13 protein-coding genes and 1 pseudogene are annotated in these 12,236 nt (G+C 67.5%); 3 read left to right on the plus strand and 11 right to left on the minus strand.

Annotated elements, in window-relative coordinates; genetic code table 11:
- Positions 1–47: 47 nt before the first annotated feature.
- Positions 48–458: pseudogene (locus ACSQ9I_RS32830) on the plus strand (SDR family NAD(P)-dependent oxidoreductase); the annotation flags it as partial.
- 22 nt (positions 459–480) lie between these two features.
- Positions 481–738 carry a hypothetical protein gene (locus tag ACSQ9I_RS32835; protein WP_436316204.1) on the plus strand — a complete coding sequence of 86 codons (258 nt, stop codon included), beginning with the start codon at positions 481–483 and terminating at the stop codon, positions 736–738.
- Positions 739–745: 7 nt separating this feature from the next.
- On the opposite strand, the gene ACSQ9I_RS32840 is transcribed toward ACSQ9I_RS32835, so the two are convergent.
- Positions 746–1,777, minus strand: a complete 1,032-nt coding sequence (locus ACSQ9I_RS32840) for an MBL fold metallo-hydrolase (RefSeq protein ID WP_436316205.1) — start codon at positions 1,775–1,777, stop codon at positions 746–748.
- 123 nt (positions 1,778–1,900) lie between these two features.
- Between ACSQ9I_RS32840 and ACSQ9I_RS32845 the strand changes: the two genes are divergently transcribed.
- The gene (locus ACSQ9I_RS32845) at positions 1,901–2,392 is read left to right on the plus strand and encodes a hypothetical protein (protein WP_436316206.1); all 492 of its coding nucleotides are present in this window, start codon (positions 1,901–1,903) and stop codon (positions 2,390–2,392) included.
- A 96-nt stretch (positions 2,393–2,488) separates the two neighbouring features.
- On the opposite strand, the gene ACSQ9I_RS32850 is transcribed toward ACSQ9I_RS32845, so the two are convergent.
- The 10 genes from ACSQ9I_RS32850 to ACSQ9I_RS32895 all read right to left on the minus strand — a co-directional run bounded on the left by ACSQ9I_RS32850 (position 2,489) and on the right by ACSQ9I_RS32895 (position 12,196).
- Positions 2,489–2,620 carry a hypothetical protein gene (locus ACSQ9I_RS32850; RefSeq protein WP_436316207.1) on the minus strand — a complete coding sequence of 44 codons (132 nt, stop codon included), beginning with the start codon at positions 2,618–2,620 and terminating at the stop codon, positions 2,489–2,491.
- Positions 2,621–2,805: 185 nt separating this feature from the next.
- Positions 2,806–4,029 carry a pyridoxal-phosphate-dependent aminotransferase family protein gene (locus ACSQ9I_RS32855; protein WP_436316208.1) on the minus strand — a complete coding sequence of 408 codons (1,224 nt, stop codon included), beginning with the start codon at positions 4,027–4,029 and terminating at the stop codon, positions 2,806–2,808.
- Between the two features lie 31 nt (positions 4,030–4,060).
- The gene (locus tag ACSQ9I_RS32860) at positions 4,061–4,831 is read right to left on the minus strand and encodes a fumarylacetoacetate hydrolase family protein (protein WP_436316209.1); all 771 of its coding nucleotides are present in this window, start codon (positions 4,829–4,831) and stop codon (positions 4,061–4,063) included.
- 21 nt (positions 4,832–4,852) lie between these two features.
- A complete protein-coding gene (locus ACSQ9I_RS32865) occupies positions 4,853–5,638 on the minus strand; it encodes a 2-keto-4-pentenoate hydratase (RefSeq protein ID WP_436316210.1) in 786 nt (261 codons plus the stop codon).
- Positions 5,614–6,990, minus strand: coding sequence for an amidase (locus tag ACSQ9I_RS32870; RefSeq protein WP_436316211.1), 1,377 nt, complete (start codon positions 6,988–6,990; stop codon positions 5,614–5,616). The genes ACSQ9I_RS32865 and ACSQ9I_RS32870 overlap by 25 nt, the downstream gene beginning before the upstream one ends.
- 160 nt (positions 6,991–7,150) lie before the next feature.
- The gene (locus ACSQ9I_RS32875; protein ID WP_436295569.1) at positions 7,151–8,191 is read right to left on the minus strand and encodes a TRAP transporter substrate-binding protein; all 1,041 of its coding nucleotides are present in this window, start codon (positions 8,189–8,191) and stop codon (positions 7,151–7,153) included.
- Positions 8,192–8,215: 24 nt separating this feature from the next.
- On the minus strand, positions 8,216–9,250 hold the full coding sequence (locus ACSQ9I_RS32880) for a TRAP transporter substrate-binding protein (protein WP_436316212.1): 1,035 nt from the start codon (positions 9,248–9,250) through the stop codon (positions 8,216–8,218).
- Between the two features lie 23 nt (positions 9,251–9,273).
- The gene (locus tag ACSQ9I_RS32885) at positions 9,274–10,581 is read right to left on the minus strand and encodes a TRAP transporter large permease (RefSeq protein ID WP_093111068.1); all 1,308 of its coding nucleotides are present in this window, start codon (positions 10,579–10,581) and stop codon (positions 9,274–9,276) included.
- Entirely contained in the window at positions 10,578–11,219 is a 642-nt protein-coding gene (locus ACSQ9I_RS32890) for a TRAP transporter small permease subunit (protein ID WP_436316213.1), read from the minus strand. The genes ACSQ9I_RS32885 and ACSQ9I_RS32890 overlap by 4 nt, the downstream gene beginning before the upstream one ends.
- 149 nt (positions 11,220–11,368) lie before the next feature.
- Complete coding sequence (locus ACSQ9I_RS32895) at positions 11,369–12,196, minus strand: IclR family transcriptional regulator (protein WP_093111072.1); 828 nt, start codon at positions 12,194–12,196, stop codon at positions 11,369–11,371.
- Positions 12,197–12,236: the final 40 nt, after the last annotated feature.

Consider the following 12,236-nt stretch of genomic DNA (forward strand, 5'->3'; position numbering starts at 1 on the left):
GCGCCAGATGATTGCTGCTCTGGAGGGTGTAGCGGTTGGCTGGTGCGACGTGCTGCCGACTCACGGCCAAACGCGGTCACACGTCGGCACGCACGGCATTGGGCTCATGCCTTCGACGCGCCATCGGGCCTGGGGCTAGTGCCATGGGCAGCCAGGCGTCCTATTGCGCCGCCAAGGCCGGCATGGACCACTTCTCGCGCGTCGTGGCGCTCGAGGAAGCAGGGGCGCCGAACGGCGCACGCATCGTCTCGCTCGCGCCTGGCGTGATCGACACCGACATGCAGGTGCAATTGCGCGGCGCATCGGCCGAGAAGTTTCCGGACCGAACGCGCTTCGTAAGCATGAAAGAGGAGGGCCGGCTCGACAGCCCTGCCACCGCGGCGGCCAAGGTGCTCAAGTATCTGGCGCGCGAGGACTTCGGCAACAACCCCGTGGCCGACGTGCGCGACCCCGCCTGAACGCAGAAGAAGCGAGCACGCCATGGCCACCGCAAAGTCGATCGACACCGGCGACTACAAGCTCTTTCCTTCGCCCAGGAACGTGCACCGCGTCATCTTCGAGCACCAGGTCTTCGTGCCGTATCCGTACGCGCTGATCGTGATGGACGAGTTCTACTTCAAGGGCTGCTACAGCCTGTTCTCCGCCTGCCGCCTCAGCGACGGGAAGATGGGGCAGGTGGCGACGTTCGAGTTGGCATCGGATGTCGACATCTTCAACAAGAAGTTCACGCCAGATTGAGCCGGCCCTACTGCAGCGCGAACCGATCGCGCTGCGCCTGAGCGCATTCGCCCATCACGTTCAATGCGCGCTCCACGGCGGGCGTGCCGATCACGAACGGGTTGGCCGCGCCGGCCGGCTGCTGGCGCAGCGCAGCCAGCTTGGCCTGCGAGCCGTCGATGCCCGAGTGGTTCGACAGTAGCACGTCGATGCGCTGCGCCTGTGCCACCGCGCCCATGCGCCGCGTTGAATCGATGTAGCTGTCCAGCCGCGGCACGTCCTTGCCGAAGTTGAAGCCCGTGCCGCCCCAGAGCATGGCGCGGTGCTTCCTGCCGCCAGACGTCACGTCGAACACTGGCGAGATCGTGCCCATGGTGTGGCCCGGCGTGATGTACAGCGAGACGGTGGTATCGCCGAGCGTGATGCGGTCGCCGTCCTTCACGGAAACGTCGCGCTTCGGCGGCGCGCCCCAGATCGGCGTTGCGAATTCGAGCTTGGTTTCGGTCATGGTCCAATCGGTCTCGCTCATCACCACGCGCGCACGGTACTTCTGCGAGAGGTACGGCGCGCCGCCGTAGTGGTCGCCGTGGCCGTGCGTCGCGATCACGTACTTGATCTGCGCCGGAACGAGGCCCAGCTTGCGCATGCCGCCTTCGATCAGTGCCGCGGCCTCCGCCTGGTTGTTGAGCGCATCGATGAGGATGATGCCGTCCGAGGTCTTGATCGCCCAGGCGCTGACCCAGTCGGCGCCCACGAAATACAGGTTGTCGAAAGCCTGGCCCGGCGGCGGTGCGGGCTTGGCGATGAAGGCGGCAAGGCCCTTGTCCAGCTCGGCCTGGGGCGGCCGCGCGGCGGGAGCGGGTTTGCAGAGAGTCAACAGCGCCGTCAGATCGGAACCGGCGGCACCCGTGGCTGCTGCAACATGTGCGGCGACGGTGGCGCCTGACGGCGCCGGCCGCTGTGCCGTGGTCTGCGCGCAGCCCTGCGCCAGGGCGACAACCGCTGCGAGGGCGGTTGTCTTCAGCAGAAGGGTGCCTGTTCGATTCTTGCGTTGTGCCATTGCTGTCTCCGTGCCGTCGGTGCGGCCTATTGTGGAGACGTCATTCTGCGACACGGGCACCTATTCGATTGTCGCGCCAGAGGCTTGCACGATGCCCTTCCACTTCTCGTAGGCGTCATCGAGATGTTCACCGTCTACGTGACCGGCATCGCCACTGGCGAGGAGCTCGATGCTCTCGTGCGCTACGACACGCTCGACACCATACGCTCGATCGTGAACCGGCTGGAGACCATCGTTGCGAGCGGCATCTATTGCGCAACCCCTGCATTTGACGAGTCCGCGCCGATATGGCGCTACAACCTCACAGCGCTATCTCAGTCAGGGCAAAGGCTGCTTGTTTGGACGCATCGGCGCGGCCCGCAGCGCCCCCGAAGAAGCAGACCTTGGCACTTTTCGTCGCCAACAGCCGGTCTACCTCGGAACTTGACCTCCTCCGACATCGTCGAGGAAACCCGAGTTCGGCGACAGCAGACGGATCGCGGATGGCAGCGGACGACCACGACGAAATCGCGCGTGAACGGCTGCTTCTGCATGTCGAGAACCGACGCTCCGGGCGCTGAACGGACCTTGAGCTCCCGAAGTCTTGGCCAGTCGCAGGATCCGCACCGCGCCTGACAGCACTACCAAGGCGATCGCCGCACCGACCATAAGGTCCGCCAGGTGCGAGCCAGTCCATACACGTCATTGATGGAAAAAATCCAGTGCGCGAGCTCAACGGTCCAGATGGGCGAGCGCATACATCAGCGGATCCGGCGAGGCCCTGATCAATCCATCGAACGGTCCATCCATCTCCTGGCGGGGCGACGACGGCTGGATGCCGCCGCGCACGTCCCATTTCGCCATGATGCAGATGAAGCGCGGGTCGGTTCGCGCCCAATGAAGGATTGGGTCCGTGTGCAGTCTCGATCGAAACAGGGGACTACATAGCATCTTGTGGCCACCGAAGTCGGTAGTTTGAAACCTCAAGCTCGACGTCCGCTCCCGCCGCCGCGAAGCGGAAGTTCGGGTTGAGTGAAGCGAGGAGCTTGCTAGACTTTGGGCTGCGGTGTCGCTGCGAAGAAGTCCATGGCCGCCGCGACGCCGCTGCCGGCCAGTGGCACGCCTGCCAGCTTCAGGCCCATCTCAACCCCCGTCAGCGCGGCCATCAGCGTCAGGTCGTTGCAGTCGCCCAGGTGGCCGATGCGGAACATGCGACCCTTGAGCTTGCCGAGTCCCGCGCCAAGCGAGAGATCGAAGCGTTCGTGGATCAGCCGGCGCAGCGAATCGGCATCCACGCCTTGCGGCGTGATGACGCCGGTGAGCACCGGCGAGTGGACGCGCTCGTCCGCACATTGCGTCGGCAGGCCCCACGCACGGACCGCGGCGCGCACGCCTTCGCCCCAGCGCTGGTGGCGCGCGAACACCACCGGCAGTCCCTGTCCGAGCACCATGTCGAGCGCCTCGCTGAGGCCGTAGAGCAGGTTCGTGCTCGGCGTGTAGGGCCAGTAGCCGCTCTGGTTCATCTCGACGATCTCGTCCCAGGCCCAGAAGGCCTTGGGCAGGCGCGCCGTCCTGCTGACCTCGATGGCCTTGGGCGACAGGGCGTTGAAGCTGATGCCGGGCGGCAGCATCAGGCCCTTCTGCGAGCCGCTGACGGTCACGTCGACGCCCCATTCGTCGTGACGGAAATCGGCGCTCGCGAGGCCCGAGATGGTGTCGACCATCAGCAGCGCGGGATGCCCGGCCGCATCGATGGCGCGGCGCACCGCGGCGATGTCGGAGGTGACGCCGGTGGAGGTCTCGTTGTGCACCACGCACACGGCCTTGATCTTCTTCTCGGTGTCCTTGCGCAGGCGCGCCTCGATCAGGTCGGGCTGCACGCCGTGGCGCCAGCTGCGCGGCAAGCCGGTGTCGTCGACGCCGGGCAGGCCGATGAACTCGGGCTCCAGGCCGAGGCGCTGCGCCATCCGCTGCCACAGCGTCGCGAAGTGGCCCGTCTCGTACATCAGGACCGCATCGCCGGGGCTCATCACGTTGACGAGCGCCGCCTCCCAGGCGCCGGTGCCCGACGCGGGGTAGATGACCACCGGATGCTGCGTCCGGAACACCTGCTGCAGGCCGGCGATCACCTTCTTGCCGAGCGTCGCGAACTCGGGGCCGCGATGATCGATGGTCGGCAGGCTGATGGCGCGCAGGATGCGGTCGGGTACCGGGCTCGGGCCGGGGATCTGCAGGAAGTGGCGGCCGCTGGGATGGTTGTCGAGAGCGATCATGGGTCTCCTTTTCTGTGGCGAGTCGATGGAACTACAACTGCACGGACGCGCGTCCGATGCCCGGAAACTCGGCCGTGACGAGATCGCCCGCGGCCGCGTGAAGAATCCCCACCCAGGTGCCGGTGGTCACGACGGTGCCCGCCGGCAGGCTGCGGCCGTCCTGCGTGGCGTGACGCAGCCACGCCGTCAGCAGGAAGGTGGGGTCGCCGAGTGAGTGGGTGCCGCGGCGTTCGACCGGCGGTTGTGCGCCGATCTGCACGCGGCACGTCTGCGCGCGCCAGTCACGCGCCGCGAACGGTATCCAGGGGCCGAGCACCAGCGCGCCATGCGACTGCAGGTCGGCCAGCTTGAACAGCGCCCGCGCGCCCAGTGCTTCGCGCCAGCGCGAGTCGACGAGCTCGATCGAGACGGTCATCGCATCGACCAGTGCGCTCGCGCTGCCTGCGTCCAGCGTTTCGGCGAGCGTGGCATCGACATCGCGCGCGAGCCGCAGCGCAACCTCGGCCTCGATGCCGCGCATGTGAAACGGCCAGGTGCCGCTCTGCGCCGGACTGGTCCATACGCCGGCCGGCGGCAGCCGCGCATGGGTGAGTACCGCGCCGCGGGACGGGCTGCCCGATTTCCAGTACTGCGGCGCTGCAGCTTCGAACCCGCCGAGTTCGCGCGCCACGCGCTGCTGCACTGCGTAGGCATCGGCTGTGTCGGTCAGCGCATCGGCCAGCGGCGTGGCATCCGCCAGGTTCCTGGTGCGACGCGCATGAATCAGCGCGTCGGCCACGGCATCGATTTTCGAAAGGGGCACTTCCATTCCTTTTGACTGGGGTCAGAACGACACGCTCAACGGCGCGAGACCCGCGATCTCGACGCGCACGGCAGTGCCTTGGGACGCGAACAGCATGCCGGTGCACGAGCCGCTGGTGATGACCTGGCCTGCCTTGAGCCCGACGCCGCGCGCCGAGCAATGGTTGGCCAGCCATTCGAGCAGCGTGCCGGCATCGGGGCTCGGGTGCTCGCCCACCGTATGGGCCACGATCTGCTCGCCGAAGCGAAGCACGGCCTCGACCTTCGCCAGATCGAACCACGCCGGCTCGAAGGGCTGGCGTCGCCCCAGCACCAGTGCGCCGTGGCTCAGCAGGTCTGCCAATTGCGCATCGGAGCCGGCGCCGAGCCAGTCGGCGAGGCGGGTCTCCACGACTTCGATCACCGGCAGCACCGATTCGATGGCGAACGCCAGCTCGTCCAGGGTATAGGGCGCCGCGCGGGACGGCAGGTCGACGCCGAGTTGGAAGCCGACCTCGACTTCGACGCCGCGCAGCCGCCAAGCCGGGCCTTTCAGCAGCGCACCGTCGGACCGCAGCCCTTCGGCCGGCAATGGCGCACAGGTCGGCTCCAGTCCCGGCGCACGCGCGCCGACCTTCCAGCCGCCGACGGTGCCGAGAGCGGCCAGCGTCGCGTCCTGGATCGCATAGGCCTCGTGGCGGTCCGCAGGCTGCACCAGTGCCGAGGGCACGCGCCGGCCGTCGCGACGCGCGATGTACAGGGCGCGCGCTGCGGTGTCCGGCGTGACCGTGGCGGCCACCGGCGTCAGAGCTCGGGAAAGCGCTGCCACGGATGAGCTCGCTCGAACGCGCGGGCCAGCGCGAGCAACGCGTCGTCGTCGCCTTCGCGCGCGACCAGCTGCAGGCCGACCGGCATGCCTTGGGCGAAGCCGCAGGGCAGCGCGATCGCCGGCAGGCCGACCGCATTGGCGAAGCCAGCAAAGACGGCGTGACCGCGCGCGCCGACCTCGCGGCCATCGATTCGGGGTGGATGCGTTTCGCCGGCCGGCCAGGGAAGCGCCGCCGCCGCCGGCGTCAAGAGGAAGTCGTAGCGCTCGAACAGGATGGCCAGTTCGGTGCGCAACCGCTCGGCTTCGAGCAGCAGGTCGAACAGCGCGAGGGCCGACGCGCTGCGCCCGGCTTGCGCGTTGGCCTGCATCGTGGGGGCGAACAAGGCCGGATCGAACGGGCGCGTCGGCGACAGCGCCTGCGGATGCTCGACCAGCCACGCCAGCCCCACCTGCGCCAGCAGCGGCCAGCGCTGGTTGACCGCCTCTGCCAGATCGAAGCCCTCTGCTGTCGTCACTTCATGGCCCAGCATGGAAAGATTCCGGGCCGCCGCATCGGCGAGATGCGCGATCTGCGGATCGAGCGGGTGATCGGCGAAGCGCGGGATGTACAGGATGCGCGCCGGCAGCGCGGCATCCGGCTGAACCGCGCCGCGACCGATGACCTGCATCACCGCGGCCACGTCGTCCACGCAACGCGCGAGCGGCCCTGCGACCTCGAAGTCAAGAAAGATCGGCGGCAGTCCGCCGCTGCGCGGCACGCGGCCGCGCGAGGGCTTGAGGCCGACCAGGTTGGTGTGCGATGCGGGTCGCCGGATCGAGCCGCCGCCGTCGGTGCCAAGCGCGATGGGGCATCCGCCCGCAGCGACCAGCGCGGCCGCGCCGCCCGATGAGCCGCCGGGCGTCAGGGCCGGGTTCCACGGATTGCCGGTGGGGCCGAACACCGGGTTGTCCGTGTAGCCCTGCATCGTGAACTCGGGCACGTTGGTCTTGCCGAAGATCAGGGCGCCGGCTTCGCGCAGCTTCGCCACCGGAAGCTCGTCGCGTTCGGCCACGAAGCCGGCGAGCGCGCGGCTTCCCCAGTGAGTGGGCAGGCCTCGCACCTGCAGGTTGTCCTTGATCGTGATCGGCACGCCGTCCAACGCGCCGATCGCCCGGCCCGTGCGCCAGCGCGCGCTGCTTTGCTCGGCGGCGTGGGTCGCGCCCTCGGCGTCGAGCGCGATCAGCGCGTTGAGCCGCGGGTTGACCTCGGCACTGCGCGCCAGACAGGCCTCGAGCGCCTGGGTCGGCGTGAACGCGGCGTCGCGAAAACCGGCGGCGAGCTGCGTTGCCGTAAGTTGCCAGAGCAATTTCATTTCAGTCGATCCACAGGCCGGACGCCACCCGCGACGCAAGACGGCCGGCGCAGCCGGGCCCGTTCGGGAAACACCGCGGAACCGGCTTTGCCGGGCCGCTGGTGTTGCCCCCGGCTAGGGGGTTGGCGGCCACACGAAGCGGGCAAGCCTGGGGGTGAGCTCATTTCAGTCCCACCACCGGGCCGACGACCTGCTTCCAAGTGGCCGAGCACTTGTCGTAGGACTTGTCGCAGAGCTCGCTCCAGATCGGCAGCGACACCGTCGTCAGCGCGTCGCGAATCATCTGCTGGTCGCCCGGCTTGACCGGGACATCCTTCATCGCGAACTTCTTGACCGTCTTGCACGGTTCCTTGCCGACGTTGCAGCGCGATGCGTCCTCGAAGAGTTCCTTGGAGTAGGCCCAGACGTCGGTCTCGAACCTCTTGAACGCCTCGGTGATCTTCGCCTTCTGATCGGCCGGCAGCGCGTTCCACTTCGTGAGGTTCATCGCATACGCGTTGAGCGCGATCTGGAAGCCGATCGGCATGAAATGCGTCGTGACTTCGGGCCAGCCGGCCGAGTTGGCCGAGCTCGGGCCGGTGATGGCGCAGTCGGTCACGCCGCGTTCGAGCGCCTGCTGCGTCTCGCCGAACGGGATCGTGACCGGGATGCCGCCGAGCTTCTCGATGAACTTGGCGAGCGACTGGTCGTAGACCCGCACCTTCTTGCCCTTCAGGTCCGCGAGGCCGGTGATCGCCACCTTGCAGAACACGACCTGCGGGCCAAAGGGATAGATGCCGAGCAGCTTGCCGCCATGGCGCTCCTGCAGGCGCTTGTCGAAGGCATCCCGGTAGGCGTCGACCACCTTGCGCGCGACTTCGTAGTCGGTCGACAGGCCGACGATGTCAGGGCCGAGGAAGAAGGGTTCGTCGCGCGACACCTGCGCGAGGCGCAGCGTGACGATGTCGAACAGGCCCGACTTCAGCACGCGCAGGCCGTCAGCGTCCTTCACGCCGAGCACGTCCATCGGCTTGTAGTCCGCGTCGATGGGCAGGCCGGTGTTCTTCGCGAAGTTCTCGAAGAAGGGCTGCTCCTTCGTCTGCTGGATCAGCCCGGTGGCGACCAGGTTGCCGGCCACGCGCAGCTTTGGGTTTTCGGCATGTGCCGGCAGGGCCAGCGCGAGGACGGCGGCAAGCGAGGGGAGAACGAATTTCAGTTTCACGGCATCACTCCTTTAAGAACTTGTTCATCGAATTCCGACCAGCGGACCAACCGCCTGCTTCCAGGTGGCCGAGCACTTGTCGTAGGACTTGTCGCAAACCTCGGCCCACAGCGGCAATGAGACGGCGCCGACCGCGTCGCGCACGAGCTTCTGGTCGGCGGGCTTCACCGGCACGTCCTTCATCGCGTACTTCTTGCCGTACTTGCAGGGTTCCTGGCCGACGTTGCAACGTGACGCGTCGTCCCACAGTTCCCGCGAATAGGCCCAGGCCTCGGTCTCGAACCTGGCGAAGGCCTCGCTCATCCTTGTCTGCTGGGCGGGCGGCAGTGCGTTCCACTTCTTCAGGTTGATCGCGTAAGCGACGAGGTGAATCTGGAAGCCGATCGGCATCACGTGCGTCGCCACTTCGGGCCAGCCGGCCGAGTTGGCCGAACTCGGGCCGGTGATGGCGCAGTCGGTCACGCCGCGCTCGAGCGCCTGCTGCGTCTCGTTGAAGGCGAGGGCGACCGGGATGCCGTCGAGCTTTTCGATGAACTTCGCGAGCGACTGGTCGCTCACGCGCACCTTCTTGCCCTTGAGGTCGGCCAGACCCGAGATCGCCGACTTGCAGAACAGGATCTGCGGCCCGAAGGGATAGGTGCCGAGCAGCTTGGCGTTGTGCCTTTCCTGCAGTCGCTTGTCGAATGCGCCGCGGTAGGCGTCGACCACCTTGCGTGCGGTGTCGTAGTCGGTCGACAGGCCGACGATGTCGGGGCCCAGCAGGAAGGGGTCGTCGCGCGACACCTGCGCGAGCCGCAAGGTCACGATGTCGAACAGGCCCGACTTGACGACGCGCAGGCCGTCGGCGTCCTTCACGCCCAGCACGTCCATCGGCTTGTAGTCGACGTCGATGGGCAGGCCGGTGTTCTTCGCGAAGTTCTCGAAGAAGGGTTGTTCCTTGTTCTGCTGGATCAGGCCGCCGGAGACCAGGCTGCCGGCGGCGCGAAGCTTGGTGTTCTGGGCGTGGACGGGCAGCGCGAACGCGAGCGCGGCCGCGATGAGGGCGAGCTTGAGCTTCATGGGTTCTTTTGTGGGAGGGACCGTCATTTGCCGAACATCAGGTTCGGCAGGTAGGTGGCGATCCAGGGGGTGTGGATCAGGATCGCGGTCATCACGATCATGGCGGCGAAGAAGGGCAGGGTGCCCTGGAACACGTCGTTGATCGAGCCTTCGCCGCGCACGCCCTGGATCACGTACAGCGTCATGCCGATGGGCGGGCTGATCAGCGAGATCTCGCACATCAGCACCATGAAGACGCCGAAGAACACCGGGTCGATGCCGGCCGCCTGGATGATCGGGAACACCACCGGCAGCGTGCCCACGAGCATCGGCATGGTCTCGAGCGCGATGCCGAGGATGAGATACATCACCGCCAGCATCCACAGCAGCATGATCGGCGAGACGTCGGCCGACTTGATGAGGCTGGCGAGCGCCTGCGGCACGCCGAGCATCGACAGCACGAAGTTCAGGTACAGCGCCGCGACGAGGATCAGCGCGGTCATCGCGGTGAGCCGCATGGTCGAGCGGAAGCACTCGTGCAGCATGCCGACCTTGAGCTTGCCGTAGGCCGCCGCGATCGGGAGGCACACGATCACGCCGAGCGCCGCGCTTTCGGTCACCGTGGCCCAGCCGGTGTAGATGCCGCCCATCACGACCGAGAACACGGCCAGCGGGCCCAGCAGGTGCACCGAGTGCCGCAGCTTCTCGCGCATCGCCGTGCCGGCTTCGCGAGTGCCGGCGACCGAGGGCTTCCAGACGCAGATTGCGAGGATGGTGAGCAGGAACAGCACCGTCATGATCGCGCCGGGCAGGATGCCGGCCATGTACAGCCGCGCTGCCGAGGTGTTGGTCATCGAGCCGTAGATGATGAAAGCCACGCCGGGCGGTATCAGGTTGCCCAGGCTGGCGCCAGCGGCGATGGTGCCGAGCACCATGCGCTGGTCGTACTTGCGGTTCTTGAAGGCCGGCAGCGCGACGGTCGAGATCGTCGCCGCGGTCGCGACCGACGAGCCCGACACCGCGGAGAACAGCGCCGAGGCGCCGATGTTGGTGTGCAGCAGGCCGCCGGGCATGCGGTTGAGCCACTGGCCGAGCGACTGGTACATCTTGTCGGTGGCGCCGCCGCGCATCAGGATCTCGCCGAGCAGGATGTACAGCGGGATCGACAGCAGCAGGTAGTCTTCGCCGGCGGCCCAGAGCTGCTCGCCTACGGCGTTGATCGCCGGCATGCCGAAGTGGATCAGTGACCCGAGCAGGCCGACGACCAGCATCGTCGTCGCGACGTGGAAGCCGAGGAACATCAGGCCCAGCATGATGGCCAGGCCGGCCAGGATTTCGAGCGGTCCGATCATGATGTGGCTCCGGCGGGGGTCGTGTGGATGGACGCGGTTTCCGAGGGTGTCTTCACGTGGATGTCGGTCTCGGCCTCGATCTCTTCCTCGAGCGTCTGCGGGCCGAAGCGCGTGTTGAGCTCCTGCGTGCGGCGCGCCAGGAAGAGGCGCAGCGCATCGATCGCGGCCCAGCCCGCGACCAGCGCGAACATCAGATAGCCGCCGAGCCAGATCGATTGCGGGATCCACATCGGCGTGGCCAGCGGCGTGGCCGCGGTGCTGTGCAGCTCGATGCTTTCGACGACCACGTGCCAGCCGCGCCAGAGGCACAGCATCGACAGGGCAGCGAGGCTCAGCATCGCGAGCAGGTTGAGCAGCGCGCGCGTCTTCGCGGGGAAGCGCGACAGCAGGAAGTCGACGCGGGTGTGGCTGCGTGTGATGAGCGTGTAGGCGAAGCCGAACGCGCCGACGATGCCGTAGGTATACGAGCCGATCTCGTCGATGCCCTGCAAGCTGAACGAGAAGACCTTGCGGCCGAGCATCTCGATGCAGGTCATCACCGATAGAGCGATGAGCCACCAGCCGCAGGCGATGACGGTCCAGTCACAGACGCGCGTCAGCCCGCGGCTCACGGGGTCCGGTGGGAGCAGTGTTTTCATGGGTTTTCGTGGCTGTGCAGTGAAGGGGAACGTGCACGCATTGAAGCGCGCGGCAGGGCGCGCCTGCAGACTTTTCCGCGGAGCGGGAGAGGCGGGAAAACTCTTTTCGAATCAAGCACTTGGCGCTGCGCGCCCGTGGAACAAGCGCGCTACCTGATGCGCCCGCCGTAGGCTGCGGTGATGTCGTCGGCCGCGGCGCGCACGGCCGCGCCGAGCTGCGCGAAGTCGGCGCTCTTGATGCGCTGCGTCGGCCCGACGAGCGAGATCGCGCCGAAGGGTTGGCCATGCTCGTCGCGGATCGCGGCGGCGATGCAGCGCAGGCCGACCGCGTTCTGTTCGTCGTCGATCGCGAAGCCGGCGCGGCGGACCTCGCCGAGGGTCTCGTGCAGCCGCGAAGCGCGCGCGATGGTGTTGGCCGTGAGCTTCGGCAGGCCGTAGGTGCGCAGGTACTGCAGCACATCGTCCTCCGCCATCGCGGCGAGGATCGCCTGTCCCATCGCCGTGCCGTGCAGCGGCGCGCGAAAGCCCGGCTTGCCCATGGCGCGCATCTGCTCGCGGCTTTCGACTTGGGTCACGAACACGATGTCGCCCAGGTCGGCGATGCCGAGGTTGATGCTCTCGCCGGAGCTGTCGCGCAGGCGTCGCATCACCGGCAGCGCGACTGGCGCGATGCGGCGCCGCCGCGCGAACGCGGCGCCGACCGAGAAGCAGCGCACGCCCACATACCAGAGGTTGGTCTCGCGGTCGAACTGGACGAACTGGCGCTGCTCCAGCGTGGTGAGCAGGCGGTGCGCGGTGGAGGAAGAGAGGCCGCTGTGCGCGGCGATGTCGACGAGGCGGTAGCCTTCGTCATCGTCGGCAAGCAGCTCCAGCAACTGCATTGCCCGCGTGAGCGACTGCACGGTGCTGTCGCTGTCGCGGTCGATGCGGGTGATCTTGGCGGTCTTGGAGGGGCGGCGGGGCGAGCTTGCTGTCATGGCGTGCCTCTTGCAAGTTGCGCGCCATCGGGTGGTGGCC

It is taken from the genome of Variovorax sp. LjRoot84, from assembly GCF_964254305.1.
Classification (GTDB): Bacteria; Pseudomonadota; Gammaproteobacteria; order Burkholderiales; family Burkholderiaceae_C; genus Variovorax.